The organism is Microcystis sp. M169S2 (genome assembly GCF_020245865.1).
GTDB lineage: Bacteria > Cyanobacteriota > Cyanobacteriia > Cyanobacteriales > Microcystaceae > Microcystis > Microcystis ichthyoblabe_A.
In genome coordinates this window covers 1-17,434 of record NZ_JADBUB010000156.1, presented here as the reverse complement: position 1 = coordinate 17,434, position 17,434 = coordinate 1, and the positions used below count along the sequence as shown (strand labels likewise).

The following is a 17,434-nucleotide window of genomic DNA, read 5'->3' as shown; positions in this document are numbered from 1 at the left end:
GCTACCGAACTCGAAAAAGCGAGCGATAAACCGGTTGACCCTTATTATAAGTGGACTTTTCCCTTTCCGTCGGTACGGGGAAAATATTTTCCTCTAACCAGGGGGTTTCATGTTGCCGAACAAAATGGGGATGTGCTTGAAATCTCTCCGTCATTTCCAGGGCGATCGATTCCACATCCGACTGTAAAAAAACCCAGCCTCCAGCTACCATATACTTAGCCAAAGCTATGACTAATTCCGGCTGCACGACTCGACGCTTACTGTGACGCTGTTTAAACCAAGGATCGGGAAATTGAATCGACACCCAAAATAACTTATCTGCGGGCAAAGATTGCAGTAAAATTTCTGGGGTAACATTCATATTGCCAAAAACAAAAGCGAGATTTCTTAATCCTAACCTTTCCCGTTCCTGATTCGCTTCAATTACCAAAGGTTGACGAATTTCAATCCCCAAAAAATTAATTTCTGGATATACTTGGGCCATTTGTAACAAAAATTTACCCCGCGCACAACCAATGTCAAGATGGAGAAGTTGCGTCATATCCTGATAAACTTGATCCCAATCGGGGGGATTGATCGGATGGCGATATTTATGACTTAAGGGATTGACGTGCTGACGAACGCGAACTTTAGCCAAAGATATTTTCTCCTCATTTCTCCTCAATCAATCTAGTTTACCGATATTTAGCCCAATTGCATGCGATGAATTTCCGTTTCGCCATTCTCAGCGATCCTCATATCGCTTTACCCACCACCATTTTGAACCATTCTAATCGCTTTCATCTGGTGGAAGTGAGTATTCCCGCTTTAAAAATTGTTTTAGACCATCTCATCACCCTTAACCTCGATTTTCTGCTGATTGCTGGCGATTTAACCCAAGATGGTGAACCAGAAAATCATCGTTGGTTAGCCGATTGTTTAGCCACTTTACCCTTTCCTGTCTATGTGGTGCCGGGTAATCATGATGTTTTGAGTTTAACCGCAACAGAAAACCAGATCGGTTTAGCAGATTTTCCCTTTTATTATCAACAATTTGGTTACAGCCATCCCGAACAAATATACTACCAAAAAGAAATTTTACCCGGAGTGCAATTAATCGGTCTTAATTCTAATCAATTTGATGAGCAAGGTAAACAAATTGGCAGTTTAGATGCAGAACAATTGCATTGGTTAAAACAGACTTTACCCTCGCTAAAAAACGATCTAGTGATGGTGATGATCCATCATAACGTTATCGAGCATTTACCCGGACAAAGCAATCATGAATTAGGTAAACGCTATATGTTGGCTAATGCGGTAGAATTGCTCGATATACTACAGGAAAACGGCGTAAAATTGTTGATTACCGGCCATCTCCACGTGCAGGATCTGGCTTTTGCTAGAGGTATCTATGAAATTACCACCGGTTCCCTCGTCAGTTATCCCCATCCCTACCGGGTGCTAGAATATTGCGAAAACACGGTTGAATTAGCCATAGAATCCTTTCATCTGCAAAATATACCCGGATGGGAGAATTTACCCGCTATTTCTCGGCAATGGTTAGGCGATCGCTCTTATCCTTTTATGATGCGTTTATTAACCTGCCATCCCCTCAATCTTCCCGTGAGTCTAGCGGAGGAATTAGCCCCAAAATTACGCAATTTTTGGGCAGATGTGGCCCAAGGTGACACAATCTTCGATTTTAGCGATTTTCCGCCCCTAGCACGCCGTTATTTCTACGCTTTCAGTGCCGTCGATCCCCTAGGTAATCCTCATTTTATCGACAATCAAGCTGTAATTAGTTTCAAGCATCAGTTTAGTTATCAGCGCTCAAACTTGCTGGTAGAGTTCAGAGAATAGCTGCAATAAATAATTAACTATAGCTTATAGTTATGGTACGCGGCCGCTATCTTGGCAGAAAATATCAAAAAAAATCAATGGAAGCACTTAAAAAGGAATTAAAAAAAATCGGTTCTCTTACCCTCTTTTTTTTCTTGGCTTTCGGTTATATTCTTCTGATCATGAAATTATTTCTGGAAGAGTATTCGATTACCACCTACGTTTTGGGTAAAGCGATCGTAGGAGCGATCCTTGCCGCAAAAACCGTGGCCATTCTCGACGCAGCCATGAAGCTAGAATGGTTAGAAAATCGTCCCCGTTACGTTAGTGTTCTGTATCGAACCTTTGTTTATACCCTAGCAGCACTGATTCTCGGCTCGATCGAAGGTTTTCTGGAAGCTTATCGGGTAACGCGGGTAATTTCGGAGGCAATGGCCAAATTTTGGCAAAGGGAAAGTTTCTCTCAAATCCTTGCGGTTACTCTCTGTCTCGCAGTGGTTTTTTGTCTCCACAATCTCTGGCACGAAATTGATCGCTATTGGGGTAAAGGCAAATTGAGAAAATTTTTTCTCGATCGCTCCTAAAGTACAGCAGTTATCTTAATGGTGAGATAGGAAGTTTTCCTTTTGGGATTTTTCCCACTTGCCACACCCCTAAGGGAAAATTTTTGATTTTTGCAGGGGATCTGATATTAACCAATTTTCCGCGATCGCCCTATCTACCTGCTGTCCGCCCTATCTTTCGCGGGCAACCCCTGCTAGGATAAAATACGGGTGAAAAATTGCTAATCCAAGGAGTACAGACGTGATTGAACCTTTAGTGCTAGGGATTGTCCTAGGCTTAATTCCCATTACCCTAGCGGGTTTGTTCGTTGCCGCCTATTTACAGTACAAACGGGGCAATCAATTCGGCTTAGACTAAATCTATCATGCCAATCCCCCGAATTGAGAAAATCTCCCGTCTGGCTAGGCACTGGACGGGAGATTTTCAACAGGACAGATTTGCCGCTTAACAGATTGGGAGCATCTCATTTATGCAAGTGAGTAATTATACTTATCCCTAGAACTTTTTTCTAGCAAGGCTTTCAAAATAGCTTGACATAAAAACCTGATTTAGGGGCTACAAAGGTGAGATGCTCCCAACAGATTGTGGCTGCCGGCGTTGCCATCCCCGCAAAACTTATCTGTCTTATTGGGAGAGCGATCGCCTAAAACCAAGAGCTACACGGCTGTTAAACTAGGAAAACGAATAACGGTTTCCGTATATTCGGGAACCCATCCGGCGGTAGTGGTGAAGTAACGCACTGCTTTAACTCGTTTACTGGCAGTGAGGTGAAACCAGTGTTGGCTATGGGCGGGAACATTGATGTATTCTTGAGGTTGAATAGTTAATTCTCCCTGAGAACCATCGGGAAAGACGAAGCCAAAAACCCCCTCTCCATCAATGATATAACGCACCTCATCGTCAGCGTGGGTGTGACAGCGCTCGAATTTGGCCAGTAAAGTGTCGAGATTGGCAATTTCAGGGTGTAAAACGATTAAATCTCTAGCTTGATAACCCGCTTCTTGCTTTAGTTGCTCAAAATAACCGTCTAAGCTGGTTAAAACTATTTCTTTTTCTTCGTCAGTCAGAGAAGCTTGTTTAAGTAGCTGACGGGCGGTCTCGTTTTTGATCGGCCAATAGTTTAAAGTAACATTTAATTTAGCCAATTCCAGACTAATATCGGCTAACTGGGTATAGGTTGTCCCATTCTCTAAGCGTAGTATCGCCATTGGTTGTCATCCTCAAGATTACTTTTTCCATTTTAAAGTTTTCCAGAGGCAAGACGCTCGATTTTTTGCCCCTCGATCCCTTGCCAGTTCCTAGGATTTTCTGCTCAAAAATGCTATTATGGTCTATATCTGGGGAATTAGCTCAGTTGGTAGAGCGCTGCGATCGCACCGCAGAGGTCAGGGATTCGAGTTCCCTATTCTCCATTTTCCAGAGATATTAACCAGAAAGCAACTAGAAAATACCTTTTAATTCCTTTTCATGGGTGTGAATCCAATCAAAAATATCTTGGATTAATTTTCTACCGTCTCGCTGGGGTTGCCATCCAGTTATAGAACTGATTTTGCGGGAATCAGTGATAAAAATTGGCATATCTCCAGTGCGATTTTCGGGAACTGCCTCAATCATTATACTATTGCCCGTGATTTCTTGACATAGTTTTGTAGTTTCATAAAGGGACAAGGAAAAATCTTGCCCACCCCCCACATTAAAAGTCTGCCCTTTGAATTGTTCTAAATTAGCAATCTGAATATCGATTAAATCGAGTAAATCAGCTACATGAAGAAAATCTCTAACCTGTTTCCCTGTACCCCCATAACCGATATATTTTAAGGACTTCTGAAAGTAATGATTAGCTACCCAAAGGGCAAAAACTCCCTGATCAACTTTTCCCATCTGCCAAGGACCGGTTAAAACTCCACAGCGATTAATTAAAGTTCTTAATCCGTAGGCATCCCCATATTCATTAATAATCAATTCCGATGCTAACTTAGTGGAACCGTAGAGAGAACGGGGCATATCTAAGGGAAATTGTTCACTGATACCAAAAGCAGAAACCCCGGGTAAATTTTGCTGTTCAGATAACTGAAAACGAGTATCTGTTTCTGTATAGTTTAATTGATTAAGATAGGCAATGGGATAAACTCTGCTGGTGGAGAGAAAAATAAAATCTGCTTGGGTTTGTCTAGCTAATTCTAAACAGTTAATCGTTCCAATTAAGTTTGTTTGCAAAACGTAGCCAGGGGAAGTATAACCAGCTAAAACGGAAGGTTCTGCTGAACATTCTAGGATTAAATCCACTGGCAAAGCGGCTGCTTCTAAGTCTTCCGCATTTCTGACATCTCCATGAACAAATTCAATTCCCGCTTGTTTGAGACGGGGAATATTTAACTCAGAACCGCGACGTTTTAAGTTATCTAAGGCGATAATTTTCCAGTCGGGATAGAGTTGGGCTAATCCTAAACCTAAAGAACTGCCCACAAAACCCGCACCACCAGTAATTAACACTTGCCTAGTCATCAAAAATACTCCACTAGATGATAATTATCAAACAACTTGATTTTTTTTCCGTTTGCGCTTATAGTCGCCTCTAGAAAGGTGTTTTTCTAACCAGATAGAGAGAACTATAAATAAATAACGACTACCCATTTCCTTGAGTTTTAACTTGGAAATCCCCGTGGTACGATTGCGCCAAGTGATTGGAATTGTCGTGTAGGAATATCCTCGCACTATCGCTTTTAAGGGCATCTCTACTGTTAAGTTAAAATGGTGAGATAGTAGAGGTGAGATTCCTTCGATAACATCCTTACGATAGATTTTAAAGGCGTTAGTGGTATCATTAAATTTTAGCCCAAATAAAACTTGAATGAAGAGATTAGCAAAACGATTAACGATTAACTTGTGTATGGGATAATCAATAACTTTTCCTCCTTTAATAAAACGGGAACCAAAAACGCAATCGTACCCTTCTTGGAGTTGATAATAATAGTCCACTATATTATCGGGAGAGTCAGAATTATCTGCCATTACTACTGCCACTGCATCACCGCTAAAATTTTCTAATCCACAGCGTACCGCAAAACCAAAACCATTGGGATAATAGTTATTGATGTAGCGAATCCGGGGATTTTCTTGGTTGATTTTTTTCAGAACTGCTTCGGTTTTATCTTTGCTATTGTCATTAACCACTAGGATTTCATAATCAATTTTATCCCGTTCTAAACGTTCAGATATTAAGTGAGCAGTGCTTTCGATGCAATCTTCTTCGTTGTAAGCAGGAATAACTATTGATAAGGTTTTTACTGCATAGTTATCCCTTGATTGACGTGGGTGAGAGTAACCGTCCATCTCGAAAGCTGGTGCTAATCCTTCGGGATAGTACATTTCTGTCTCATTAGTCTTATTCTTGGGTTTAAAAATTAGGCTATCACTGGCGACATAATTAATACTAGCACCCACTAAAACCCCAATCATTGTGTTAACCCCGGGGCTAATTCCTAACCAGTTCAAGAAGGGAAATATCAAGAAAACTCGCAGTAAAACTGCTAAACCTGCCGAGAGATGATAGAGAGGAAGTTGTATAAAAATCACATCTCTGATTGTCCAATCTCCCCCAGTCCACACCCAGATTCTATAGATAAAGAAACTAGCAATTAAAGATATTTCTATCGAAATAACATTAGCAACATTTTTCAGAAATGGGGTATTGAATCCCAAGTCATCAATGAACCAATAAATTAAGAATAAGTTGATTAGAAATGCCACTCCCCCAGCAATGAGAAATCGGAAAACTTTATTGTTGTAGATTTTAGTTAACATAGGGAACTCAACTCAATATAAATGACAGATAATTATCTCTTATTTACTGTGTCTTGTTGTGTATACATCACAACGTTTATTAGAAAAAATTGGCTTATCCTTAAGATTGTATAAACTATTTAAATCTTTCTTTTGCTCTCGTTCATATCTTGTTTCATTACAAAAAATTATTCCCTCAATTTTATAGTTAGCTTTTGATAATTGATCGAGAGCATTTTCCTCTCTTTGATTATTTGATTGTCCATTAAACATTAAGGCTCGGCGTTGGCTATAGTAAGGAATTAATGGATTCCAGTCACTACCATAAATTAAAATAACTCCATTGGTAGAAGTCCTATTTTTAACTCGTTCAGCAATTTCTAAGTAATTAATTTCTAACTCATTTCTGTGGTTTATTTGAGGATACCAATAATCTCTGTATAAGTGAAATTGAGATAACAAGACTAAAGTTAATGTTAACCAACCTATATAGTGAAGAATTCGCCGATTTTTTTCTATCAATCCCACTAATGCAAATCCAGCAGCCACAAGCAAAAATAAAGCATTAGCATAGGGATAATAATTATGAACAAAATGGAGATTAGTGAAAATTGCTACTGTAACTATAAACAGTGATATAGAAGCTAAAATAAATAACTTTCTTCTAGTAAAAAAGGGTAAAATTAACAGGACAATTAAGCTAACTATTGTTCCTCCAAAAACATCGTTTAGAGTCATATTTAGATAATTACTCCACCCAGACCAAGATAATTTTTGAGCGATAGTTCCAAAGTTCCAATCTCTCAAAGCTTTCGAGGTGATAAAATCTGCTGCCATGGGATTGAGTAGCTTTTGGGCATCGGCAAAGTTAACCCAAATTTTGGCTAGAAGGAAGGGTATGACGATAAATAAAACGACCGGTATCAATAAATCTCTCGCTAAGTTACGAGATGACTCCTTCTTAAACCAATTAGCACCTATCCAGACAGAAGCTAAAATTAAAAATCCAGCCATAGTCGTTACTTTAGTCAGACTGGCAGCGACTCCACAAAGACAGGCTAATAAGGCAATAATTGGCGATTTATAGCGAAAATAAACAGCAATACAGGCAAGGTAAGCTAAAGAGAAAAATAGGGCAGTTGATTCAATCATGAATGTTCGCGCCCAAAACAGATAAAGGGGACTGGCTAAAAATAAACTCAAAAACAGCCAACGGAAAGCTCTTGCTACTTGTAAATAAGATAGGATTACATATATAGGAATCAAACTTAAATAAAAGAAAAAAGCACTCACAAATCTACCAGTTTGGTCAATGGGAGTCTGAAAAAGCTTGACCAAAATTGCCACTATTCCTTGATAAAGCGGAAATTCCATCGGAATTGACCAAGGTGGTCCTAAAACAGGGGTTTCATAGGCTAACCAAGGACTGCCTTTGAGTAAATAAAAGACCGAGATGGCCGTTTGAGTTTGACGAAAAGCGTGGACATCTATCAAAGGATTATTCCAGCCCCTGCTAATCGCCCACAAACTATGGATTAAGCAAACTGCAAAAATTAACAATAATATTTTCTCAGTCCATGATTTAGAAGCAAGCATATTTGACTATCTCCAGTTTTTTAAACCCATAAGACGCACAGACCCAGATAGTTTTGACATAGTAATTCAATGCTCTACTATAACCAACGGCTAACGTTTTGACTAAAAATCTCTTTGAGAATATCCGTTACTGTGTAGGTTAACTGCCAATCAGGATAATGATTTTTAAACTTACTCACATCAGAAATCCACCAGATATGATCACCAATGCGATTAGTCTCCACATACTGCCAGTTTAACTTTTTCTCCGCAATCGCTTCACATTCTTGAATAGCTTCTAACATGGAACAATTACTAAAGCGACTACCACCGATATTATAAACTTCTGCTACTCGCGGGGTCTGATAAAAATGATAGAAAGCATTGACGAGATCGTAACTATGAATATTATCGCGTACCTGCTTACCCTTATACCCATAAATACTGTATTCTTTGCCAATCATCGTACATTTCATTAAGTAGGATAAAAACCCGTGTAATTGCGTTCCTGAATGACTTGGGCCGGTTAAACAACCACCACGAAAAGAGGCAGTTTTCATCTCAAAATAACGACCGTATTCCTGTACTAATACATCCGCCGCCACTTTCGAGGCACCAAACAAAGAATGTTTACAAGCATCAATACTCATCAACTCGTCAATACCTTGAGCAAAATAAGGATGATTTTCCGAGATTTCCCAACGTAATTCTTTTTCTACTAAAGGCAATTCATTCGGTCTATCCCCGTAAACTTTATTGGTGGAACAGAAAATAAATACTGCTTGGGGACACTGTTGACGAGTATTTTCTAATAATACTAAAGTTCCGTTAGCATTGACACTAAAATCCATATAGGGATCCTTAGCTGCCCAATCGTGGGAAGGTTGTGCCGCCGTGTGGATAATTAAGGATATATCATGACTATAGGTTTTAAATATAGCTGTAATAGCTTCATGATCGCGAATATCTACAGCATGGTGAATGTATTTATCCCCGTAATCTTGGGATAATTTGGCTCGATTCCACTCCGTTGAAGCGTCTTCGCCAAAAAATACCTGACGCATATTATTGTCGATACCGACGACAGTATAACCCCGATCACAAAAAAATCTGACTGATTCAGAACCGATTAAACCAGCAGAACCAGTTACTAGAATGATCGCCATAACTATATCCTGAATTTTTTGCCTAGTTGTTCAGAAATTTCCCAAGTTGAGAAAGCTTTCCCTGACTTTACTAGATAGGTTCGCCTTTGTCAATTAAACAGGAGGATATTCCCTTAACTGCGGCAATTCCCTCAAAAATGATCATCTTATCCACTAGGAGCGATTTAATGGCGTTTTCTTGCCAGTAATCCCTAATTAAGTCCCCATCTCCCCCTGTTAAAATTATCCTGCTCTCTGGATATAAATTTAACCATTCCTGAGTGAATTTTTCTATTCCCGCCAAAATTGTATAAATTATCCCACTTCTTATCCCTTCTGCTGTTTCTTTTGCCCAGATCTGGGGTAATCTTTCCGGTAAGGACACCTCTGGTAAGGCTGCCGTCCGTTCCCTTAAACTGGCTAATTGCACCTTTAACCCGGGTAAAATTGCCCCCCCCACTAGCTTTTTATCCCCATCCACTCCCGTAAAAGTTAAGGCTGTTCCCGCATCGATGACTAAACAGGGAAATCCGTATTTTTTTCCCGCACCTAAGACAGCTAAAGCTCGATCAATGCCGAATGTTGGATATAAATCCAGTAAAGGAATATCTTTTAAAGTAATTATCCGTAAATTGCCATAATTTGCCCATAATTCTCTTTGGCTAGGAACCACCGAGGCGACAATCAATGCACAGTTACATTTATTTGTCAAGAGTTTAGAGAAAATTTGTTGCAAAAATTCATTACTTAGGGGTTCGTTCAGGTGAGGAGTATCGAGACAAGCTAACAGGGTTTGACCGCGAAAATAGCCCCAATGTAAGCGAGAATTGCCGATCATCAACCCTATCCAGTCAGTATCTTGCTCAGTCATTTAGTTAGTGGGAATTATGAATTGGGGTGTGGGGTGTGGGGTGTGGGGAAGTGGGGAAGTGGGGAAGTGGGAAAATTGAACTAAAACCCCAAAACCCCAACATCCCAACACCTAAAACCTGTCTCCTGTCTCGGAGTCTCCCGATGGCTTCAAGATAGTTGATATTTGGGGGAATTATCTAGAAATCATGACAAAAGTTTTTTAATGGTTGAGCAGGCAAGAGATAATATAACCTATGTATAGAATTTAACAAAAAATCTGGTTAACGGACATTGATTAAGTCGATAGCGCAGTGTCAAACAAGTTCTTTTCCCGCTCAGGTATGGCAATTAGATCAAGGCTTAACCGTAATTCATCAGTATTTACCCGTGACTCCTGTGGTGGTAGTAGATGTGTGGGTGAAAGCAGGTGCGATCGCTGAACCCGACCCATGGTTAGGTATGGCCCATTTTCTCGAACACATGATCTTTAAGGGGACGAAAAAACTTCCCCCCGGACTCTTTGACTATTTAATCGAAAATTGTGGCGGAATGACCAACGCGGCCACCAGTCACGATTACGCGCACTTCTATCTCACCACCAGTGCGGATCAAATTGAACATACCCTACCCCATCTGGCCGAAATTCTCCTCCATGCTGAGATTGACGATGAAGAATTCTATCGGGAAAAAGATGTAGTTTTAGAAGAATTACGGGCCTGTTATGATGATCCCGATTGGATTGCCTACCAAACCCTCTGCGGAAGTATCTATCAAAACCATCCCTACGGACGCTCTATTTTAGGCGATCAACCCCGTTTAGAGCAATTAACCCCCAATCAAATGCGCTGTTTCCATCGCACCTATTATCAACCAGAAAATATGTGTGTGGCGATTATCGGGGGAATTGAACCCCAAGCAGCTTTAGAAATTATCCGGCAATCTTTTCGGGAATTTCCCGTCCCCTCGGAATCCCCCCCCCATCTAGTGGCTGCCGAACCCCCCCTGATCGAAATTCGTCGCTCCCAAGTATATTTACCCCACCTAGAACATTCTCGTCTCTTGATGGGATGGACTGGACCAGGATGCGATCGCCTAGAAGATGCCTTTGGATTAGACTTGATTTCGGTAATTCTTGCCGGGGGACGCTGTTCGCGGTTAGTGCGACAGCTGCGGGAAGAAGCGCAAATCGTCCTCGATATTAACAGTAATTTTTCCCTGCAACGAGATTCCAGTCTCTTTACCATCGGCGCTTGGCTATCTAGCTCACAAATCGAGACAATTGAAGGCATTATCTGTGAACATCTTCAATCTCTGCACGATGATCCCGTCACCCCCGCAGAATTACACCGCACTCAACAGTTATTAGCTAACGATTATATTTTCTCCACAGAAACCCCGGGCCAATTAGCGGGACTCTATGGATATTATCAAACCCTGAGAGCTGCCGACCTAGCCACGATCTATCCCCAAGTTATCCAAAGTTTGCAACCGTCAGATCTCCAGCGTCTGGCTCGTCAGTATCTCTCCCCGGAGCGATATGCTATTACAATAATGCAACCCTGTGAATAAACGATGTCCGCTTCCCCCATTCACCGCTTAACCTTAGAAAATGGCATCACCCTTTTAGTGGTGGAAAATACGGCCGTGGAGTTAGTTGCGGGGAGGATTTTTCTCAAAAATGCGGGTACTCGGTGGGAAAAAACCGAAAAAGCGGGTTTATTTCGTCTTTTAGCCGTGCTGCTCACCAAAGGTACAGAAAAGTTATCTTCCCTAGAAATTGCTGATCGCGTTGAGTCCACGGGAGCCGGTTTAAGCGCCGACACGGGGACCGATTATTTTGTGGTTAGTTTAAAGACCGTTACCAAGGATTTTCTAGATATATTGCGTCTAGCGGCGGAAATTATTCGTTTTCCCAGTTTTCCACCCCCAGAAATCGAATTAGAGAAAAATCTCACCCGTCAAAGCATTCGCTCTCAATTGGAACAGCCTTTTAATGTGGCTTTTAATCAATTACGCGCCGCTATGTACCCCGATCATCCCTATGGTATGTCTTTATTGGGTACGGAGGCAACGGTTTCGCAATTGCAACGGGATGACCTGCTGGCCTATCATAGTCGCTTTTTTCGTCCCGATAACTTGGTAATTAGTCTTTCCGGCCGTATTACCCTAGAGCAAGCAGTAAAAGCAGTGACGGAAATTTTTGGCAGTTGGTCAATTCCCGATCTTCCTTTATCTAGTTTACCCCCGGCCGCTTTTGATTTTCAGCCCACCTGTTTAACTACCGTCCAAGCTAGTCAACAGACGATCGTTATGTTAGGATACCCCGGCTCTTCTGTGCAAGAGGATGATTATGCGGTTTTAAAATTATTGAGTACCTATCTGGGGAATGGGTTATCTAGTCGTTTATTCGTGGAATTGCGAGAAAAACGGGGATTAGCCTACGATGTTTCTGCTTTTTATCCCACCCGTCTCGATTCTTCCCAATTTGTCATTTATATGGGAACTGCACCCCAAAACACAGCGATCGCAGTGTCGGGATTGCGTCAGGAAGCAGAAAGGTTATATAAAGTAACTTTGAGTGAAGAGGAGTTACAGTCAGCTAAAAATAAGTTATTGGGTCAATATGCTCTCGGTAAACAAACTAACGCCGAAATCGCTCAATTATACGGTTGGTATGAAAGCTTAGGTTTGGGTATTGAATTCGATCGCACTTTTCTGGATTCTATTAATCAGATTACTGCCGAACAAGCGCGATCGGTAGCCAGTAAATATTTTCAAAATCCTTACATTTCTCTAGTCGGTCCGGAAAATGCGATCGCTGAAATTCTCTAGTCAGAGCAAAAAGCAGCAACAAAAAACTATTGCCGCTGCTATTTTTGATTAACTCCCCGGGTGGGATTCGAACCTACGACCAATCGGTTAACAGCCGACCGCTCTACCACTGAGCTACCGAGGAAGGCTACTCACAATTAATAATTATAATCATAAGTCCCTCAATAATGCAAGTGTTTTCTAGATTTTTTCTCAAAAAAATTTCCGGTGCCGGTAGCGGTGGGCGGAGAATCCACTATTGTGGAGATAAGGACACCATTAAGTCTAGTCTATGCTTGCTCATCACCGCCGTCCCGTTTCCTTCTGTCTGCTCTCGACAGATCTACCCATCCTCTCCACTTTAGACACTTCCGCTACCCTCTACCAAAAGGATCGCCACCGGTTTCATCTTCTCCTCAATCAACCCCCGGTGGCTCTCGCGGAAATAGAGACACTTAAACCCAAAAATAATCAAAATAAATTAATTTGGCTAGAAATTTCGGCCAATCGGGTAATTATGACCATGCAGGGCCAGGGAAGATTCGCCTATCGTCATTTTTGGGAGCAAGGGGTTTTTGGTGTCAGTCGCTACTGGTTAAATGCCGAAAGTCCTCAACCGGGTTACGCTTTTCGCCTCCGCAACTATACCCGTAGTCTCCAATTAGAGGGGAATAATTTCCCCGAATATTTGCGTCTAGAGTACGAATTATGGTCAGATAACCTGATTTTAGGTCATTATGTCCTTCATTTGCAAGTACACCAATAAATAGGGTCGGCTGAATAGAGCTAAAAACTTTGTGGGATAAAACTTTTAGGCTTTTTGTCCTCAAAAAGTGCCAGCCGGTGGCAAAATTTAGGCACTTTTTCCCCGAAAATTAGGTAATTGTCGGGTGGATTCAAGAAATTAGTCCTACACTAAACTAAGAGCCGTATAAATAGACCGTTAGACAGAAATCGATAAATACACTATTGTCGTATCAATTATGAAATCATTTCTCATCACAGTAGCTGGCATTGTCCTTAGTTTTGTTGCATCTTTATATGGTACTACTTGGCTTGCTATCTTTTCGACTGTGATTGCTTTGATAGGTGCATACGCCCAATATAAGGATGCTTCACCATATGAGTTTGTTTTCAATGACAGATCATGGGAAGAGGGAGAAGGAAATTTCAATCTGGTGATTCATAGGAAGAAGCATAAAAAGGTCAATCCAACAGTTACAGTCTATGAGCTTCGAGATCAAAGCTACGAGTTAATTATATGTGACATCAAGGTAGATAAAAACGACGCAATTATTATATGTTCGGTTATTCGTTCCAATGGCAAAGTAGTTATAATATAAATGATGTTATAATCGTACACACTCCAGTTGGCCGTAGGGTGCGTTCCCTAATGCAAGTCCTGCTACTCCAGTGATTGCTTTTGGGGAACGCACCATGCACATTGATGGAAACTGTGAAGTTAGAAGCATGAAACCCAACCCCCGATCATGTTACGTTACCGCTAACCCATCCTACAAATAATTGTGCCTCCCTACTTATCAAAAAAATGTTTGATATTATGCTTGAAATTTCTAAAACCTCTCTTCAAGTATTAGGCAGTGAAATATTTAATTAGATAACCAAAAGTAAATAACTAAAAACAAAATATTTATTAAATCAAAAAAGGTTGAAAATGGGAAGAAATGCAACAAATAAATTATTGCAAAATGCTAAAAAATTAAAAAGTGACGAGTTTTATACACAACTTTCAGATATAGAAAGTGAGTTGCAACATTATAAAAGTCATTTTGAAAATAAAGTAGTTTATTGCAATTGCGATGACCCCAGAATTAGTAACTTTTTTAAGTATTTTGCTGCAAACTTCACAAAGTTAGGTCTAAAAAAAATAATAACATCTTGTTATCGAGAACAAGGGAGAGATTTATTTAATACAGAAGAAGATGAAAAGGGTTTTTTCTTTGAATATACAGGTACAGAGAGAGAAAAAAATAAACCTAGTTTAACTGACATTATTTACTTTAATGGGGATGGAGATTTTCGTAGTCCTGAAAGTATTGAACTATTAAAAAAGTCTGATATTGTTGTTACTAATCCGCCATTTTCATTATTCAGAGAATATGTAGCTCAATTAGTTAAATACGACAAAAAGTTTTTGATAATTGGCAATATTAATGCAATAACCTATAAAGAAATTTTCAAACTAATTAAAGAAAACAAAGCCTGGTTAGGAATAAATCTTGGTAGAGGTATTTCTGGTTTCATTGTTCCCGAACAATATGAACTTTATGGAACAGAAGCTCGTATTGACAATTCTGGAAATAGAATAGTTTCTCCAAATAATTGTTTATGGTTAACCAACTTAGACACATCAAAACGACAGGAAGATATGGCTCTCACAAAAAGATATTTTGGCAATGAAGCTGAATATCCAAAATATGACAATTATGATGGAATTAATGTCAATAAAACCCAAGACATTCCCTTAGACTTCAAGGGGGTTATGGGTGTACCAATAACATTTTTACATAAATTCAATCCCGACCAATTTGAAATAATTAAATTCAGGAAAGGGAATGATGATAAAGATTTATCAGTAAATGGGAAATGTCCTTATTTTAGAATACTAATCAAGAATAAACGAACACAGACTGAATATATTGATTTAACTGACAAAGAAAAACAATGTATAACTCAGTCCTAGGGTGCGTTCCCTAATGCAAGTCCTGCTACTCCAGCGATCGATTTTGGGGAACGCACCATGCACATTGATGGCAGTGCGATCACTGTTATCTTCTTGATTAAACTTTAAAACTGCCATTGCTTGGGATAGGATCGCCAAGGACGATCGCTTTTTGGGGATGAGTGCGATCGCTTTTTGGGGATAAGGAGAGGCGATCTCTCTTTGTGAGTTGGAAAGTTGTCATCGATCCGCAATCGCGGATGTCATTATTGCCCAAGCAGAGTAAAATAAAAGTCTGTATTGAAAAAGGGGAAAGTAACAATGCCGCCAACAATGCAATTTAGTCAAATCTTAGAAATGATTGACTATCTCTCTTTTGATGAACAAGATGACTTGATCAATATTGTTAAACATCGGCAAATCGAAAAAAGACGATAACAAATTGCTCAAAATATTTCTCAAGCTCGACAAGACTATCAAAATGGTAATGTTTTTCGAGGAGATGTTGATCCCATTATTGCCGAACTAAACAATGATTAACTTGGTTTTTAGCCAATCATTTAAATGCGCTTTCAAAACAAGGATTAAACGACAACCCGACTTAAAATCAAAAATAGAAGCCAAATTGAGACTACTCGCAGATGATCCCTATAATCCAATATTACGCACCCATAAACTAAAGGGTAAATTGTCAGGTGCTTGAGCTTTTTCTGTTGAATATGATTGTCGAATTATCTTCAATTTTGAATCAAACCCTGAAACCCAAGAAGAAGAGATCAACCTAATTGATATTGGAACTCACGATGAGGTTTATTGAATATGATTTTTTATTATGTTAGCAAGGTTTCGGAGTTGGTGATCGCTTTTTGATGATGGGAAAGGGCGATCATGTATAATCCAAAATATTATGAACTAGATACAAAATCTCGATAAAATGGAGATAGAATGGGACAATAATAAAGCTGCTGCCAACTTGATCAAGCATAAAATTGATTTTGAAGATGCAAAAAACATTTTTCTAGATCCCAACTGTCTGGAAAGAGAAGATAAACGTGATTATAATGAAACTAGAATTCAAGTAATCGGTATAGTTAATCAAGTAGTTTTATTGGTCGTCTATACCAAAAGAAACGGCAGATACCGCATTATTTCAGCAAGGAGAGCCAATAAAAATGAACGACGACAATATTACCAGAGTCAGACTTGATCCCGAAAATGTTAGTCATGGTAAGACAGATTGGGAAAAAGTTGAAGCAATGACTGAGGAAGAAATTGACAAAGCAGCCGAAGCAGATTCGGACTGTCTCCCCCTATCTCAACAAGAATTAAATGAGTTTCGCCGTACATCAATCACAGATGCCGATCTTGTAGTGCGATCGCTGTCATCTTGTTGATTAAACTTTAAAATTGTCATTGCTTGGGATAGGAACGCCAAGTGCGATCGCTTTTTGGGGATGAGGAGTGCGATCGCTGATCTGGTAGAAACCCAAGAAATTTGAAGACTAGCAAAAATTTTCATTAGAGCAATTTTTCAAAGAAGGGGATGAAATTGAATATTCCCTAGCAGATGCTCAAGAAATTTATCAACCATGAAACCAGGTGATATTGTTCTAATTCGTTTTCCTCAAGCAGACTTGAAATCAGGAAAACTGCGTCCAGCTTTAATTATTGCTATTTCACTGACAAGGGTACAAGCAAGCTGAAAAGCTTATGTAGCATAAAATACAGACACAGACTCCAAAAAAAGACAAGTCATATTTACCATATATGACCTAAATAACGAAAATGATAAGTGAACTATACCAGAAAGTCTTAGAAAATGAACTGGGGCGAGCCAGATATCTACTGTTGTTAATGGTAGTTGGAACCTGGCAAATACTAAAGCAAGCCAAGTTAGAGATATTAGCAGAACCACTACCAATACCAATCCTGTTTGAGAGTCGGAGAAAAAAACTAAAAAGATTTTTAAAGCTGGAAATTCTGAATATTGAAAAAATCTGGTTTCTCTGCTTAAAAGAGATGTTAAAACAGCAGGAGAGATTCACAACAAAAGGATTAGCGCATATTGCCATAGACCGAACGAGTTGGGGAGCAATTAATATCTTGATGGTGAGTCTAATTTATGACAAGAGAGCCATCCCAATCTATTGGGAGATATTGGATAAAAAAGGAAGTAGTAATCTCGAAGAACAGCAGCGAGTAT

18 protein-coding genes, 2 tRNA genes and 3 pseudogenes are annotated in these 17,434 nt (G+C 39.8%); 14 read left to right on the top strand and 9 right to left on the bottom strand.

Annotated elements, in window-relative coordinates; genetic code table 11:
* Window position 1 precedes the first annotated feature (1 nt).
* Window positions 2–637 (bottom strand): tRNA (guanosine(46)-N7)-methyltransferase TrmB, encoded by a 636-nt coding sequence (trmB, locus tag IM485_RS15810; RefSeq protein WP_104396976.1) that lies wholly within the window; start codon window positions 635–637, stop codon window positions 2–4.
* Window positions 638–702: 65 nt separating this feature from the next.
* On the opposite strand from trmB, the gene IM485_RS15805 reads away from it, so the two are divergent.
* From IM485_RS15805 to petG, 3 genes are all read left to right on the top strand, one after another.
* Window positions 703–1,839 (top strand): metallophosphoesterase family protein, encoded by a 1,137-nt coding sequence (locus IM485_RS15805; protein WP_104396975.1) that lies wholly within the window; start codon window positions 703–705, stop codon window positions 1,837–1,839.
* 77 nt (window positions 1,840–1,916) lie between these two features.
* On the top strand, window positions 1,917–2,402 hold the full coding sequence (locus IM485_RS15800; RefSeq protein WP_104397081.1) for a hypothetical protein: 486 nt from the start codon (window positions 1,917–1,919) through the stop codon (window positions 2,400–2,402).
* A gap of 220 nt (window positions 2,403–2,622) precedes the next feature.
* Window positions 2,623–2,739 (top strand): cytochrome b6-f complex subunit V, encoded by a 117-nt coding sequence (gene petG, locus IM485_RS15795; protein WP_002738052.1) that lies wholly within the window; start codon window positions 2,623–2,625, stop codon window positions 2,737–2,739.
* Between the two features lie 299 nt (window positions 2,740–3,038).
* Here the strand turns inward: petG and IM485_RS15790 are convergent, their stop codons facing one another.
* The gene (locus IM485_RS15790) at window positions 3,039–3,590 is read right to left on the bottom strand and encodes a 1,2-dihydroxy-3-keto-5-methylthiopentene dioxygenase (protein WP_104396974.1); all 552 of its coding nucleotides are present in this window, start codon (window positions 3,588–3,590) and stop codon (window positions 3,039–3,041) included.
* Between the two features lie 131 nt (window positions 3,591–3,721).
* Here IM485_RS15790 and IM485_RS15785 point away from each other — a divergent pair.
* Window positions 3,722–3,794 (top strand) — tRNA-Ala (locus IM485_RS15785).
* 28 nt (window positions 3,795–3,822) lie between these two features.
* Here IM485_RS15785 and IM485_RS15780 read toward each other — a convergent pair.
* From IM485_RS15780 to IM485_RS15760, 5 genes are all read right to left on the bottom strand, one after another.
* Window positions 3,823–4,887 carry an NAD-dependent epimerase/dehydratase family protein gene (locus IM485_RS15780; RefSeq protein WP_287744253.1) on the bottom strand — a complete coding sequence of 355 codons (1,065 nt, stop codon included), beginning with the start codon at window positions 4,885–4,887 and terminating at the stop codon, window positions 3,823–3,825.
* A 27-nt stretch (window positions 4,888–4,914) separates the two neighbouring features.
* Window positions 4,915–6,186 (bottom strand): glycosyltransferase, encoded by a 1,272-nt coding sequence (locus IM485_RS15775; protein WP_287744251.1) that lies wholly within the window; start codon window positions 6,184–6,186, stop codon window positions 4,915–4,917.
* A gap of 39 nt (window positions 6,187–6,225) precedes the next feature.
* Complete coding sequence (locus IM485_RS15770; protein ID WP_287744249.1) at window positions 6,226–7,539, bottom strand: ArnT family glycosyltransferase; 1,314 nt, start codon at window positions 7,537–7,539, stop codon at window positions 6,226–6,228.
* Between the two features lie 299 nt (window positions 7,540–7,838).
* Window positions 7,839–8,906 (bottom strand): NAD-dependent epimerase/dehydratase family protein, encoded by a 1,068-nt coding sequence (locus IM485_RS15765; protein WP_104396970.1) that lies wholly within the window; start codon window positions 8,904–8,906, stop codon window positions 7,839–7,841.
* Between the two features lie 70 nt (window positions 8,907–8,976).
* On the bottom strand, window positions 8,977–9,756 hold the full coding sequence (locus IM485_RS15760; protein WP_287744247.1) for a pantothenate kinase: 780 nt from the start codon (window positions 9,754–9,756) through the stop codon (window positions 8,977–8,979).
* Between the two features lie 272 nt (window positions 9,757–10,028).
* Between IM485_RS15760 and IM485_RS15755 the strand changes: the two genes are divergently transcribed.
* Both IM485_RS15755 and IM485_RS15750 read left to right on the top strand, forming a co-directional pair.
* Window positions 10,029–11,306 carry a M16 family metallopeptidase gene (locus tag IM485_RS15755; RefSeq protein ID WP_287744245.1) on the top strand — a complete coding sequence of 426 codons (1,278 nt, stop codon included), beginning with the start codon at window positions 10,029–10,031 and terminating at the stop codon, window positions 11,304–11,306.
* Window positions 11,307–11,309: 3 nt separating this feature from the next.
* Window positions 11,310–12,569 carry a M16 family metallopeptidase gene (locus IM485_RS15750; protein WP_287744243.1) on the top strand — a complete coding sequence of 420 codons (1,260 nt, stop codon included), beginning with the start codon at window positions 11,310–11,312 and terminating at the stop codon, window positions 12,567–12,569.
* Window positions 12,570–12,621: 52 nt separating this feature from the next.
* Here the strand turns inward: IM485_RS15750 and IM485_RS15745 are convergent.
* Window positions 12,622–12,693: transfer RNA gene (locus tag IM485_RS15745), tRNA-Asn, on the bottom strand.
* A gap of 147 nt (window positions 12,694–12,840) precedes the next feature.
* On the opposite strand from IM485_RS15745, the gene IM485_RS15740 reads away from it, so the two are divergent.
* The 3 genes from IM485_RS15740 (at window position 12,841) to IM485_RS15730 (ending at window position 15,252) form a co-directional block, all read left to right on the top strand.
* Window positions 12,841–13,314 (top strand): hypothetical protein, encoded by a 474-nt coding sequence (locus IM485_RS15740; protein WP_287744241.1) that lies wholly within the window; start codon window positions 12,841–12,843, stop codon window positions 13,312–13,314.
* A gap of 217 nt (window positions 13,315–13,531) precedes the next feature.
* Window positions 13,532–13,891 (top strand): hypothetical protein, encoded by a 360-nt coding sequence (locus IM485_RS15735; protein ID WP_061431110.1) that lies wholly within the window; start codon window positions 13,532–13,534, stop codon window positions 13,889–13,891.
* Between the two features lie 332 nt (window positions 13,892–14,223).
* On the top strand, window positions 14,224–15,252 hold the full coding sequence (locus IM485_RS15730; protein ID WP_287744239.1) for an adenine-specific methyltransferase EcoRI family protein: 1,029 nt from the start codon (window positions 14,224–14,226) through the stop codon (window positions 15,250–15,252).
* A 97-nt stretch (window positions 15,253–15,349) separates the two neighbouring features.
* Here IM485_RS15730 and IM485_RS15725 read toward each other — a convergent pair whose 3' ends face one another.
* On the bottom strand, window positions 15,350–15,475 hold the full coding sequence (locus IM485_RS15725) for a hypothetical protein (protein ID WP_287744237.1): 126 nt from the start codon (window positions 15,473–15,475) through the stop codon (window positions 15,350–15,352).
* Between the two features lie 77 nt (window positions 15,476–15,552).
* Between IM485_RS15725 and IM485_RS22780 the strand changes: the two are divergent.
* From IM485_RS22780 to IM485_RS15705, 5 genes and pseudogenes are all read left to right on the top strand, one after another.
* Window positions 15,553–15,771 (top strand): annotated as a pseudogene (locus IM485_RS22780) (hypothetical protein).
* Window positions 15,764–16,048: pseudogene (locus IM485_RS15720) on the top strand (type II toxin-antitoxin system RelE/ParE family toxin). Before IM485_RS22780 ends, IM485_RS15720 begins: the two co-directional pseudogenes overlap by 8 nt.
* Window positions 16,049–16,165: 117 nt before the next feature.
* On the top strand, window positions 16,166–16,438 hold the full coding sequence (locus tag IM485_RS15715) for a BrnT family toxin (protein ID WP_002757427.1): 273 nt from the start codon (window positions 16,166–16,168) through the stop codon (window positions 16,436–16,438).
* On the top strand, window positions 16,404–16,625 hold the full coding sequence (locus tag IM485_RS15710; RefSeq protein ID WP_002757426.1) for a hypothetical protein: 222 nt from the start codon (window positions 16,404–16,406) through the stop codon (window positions 16,623–16,625). Before IM485_RS15715 ends, IM485_RS15710 begins: the two co-directional genes overlap by 35 nt.
* A 460-nt stretch (window positions 16,626–17,085) precedes the next feature.
* Window positions 17,086–17,434: pseudogene (locus IM485_RS15705) on the top strand (IS4 family transposase); the annotation flags it as partial.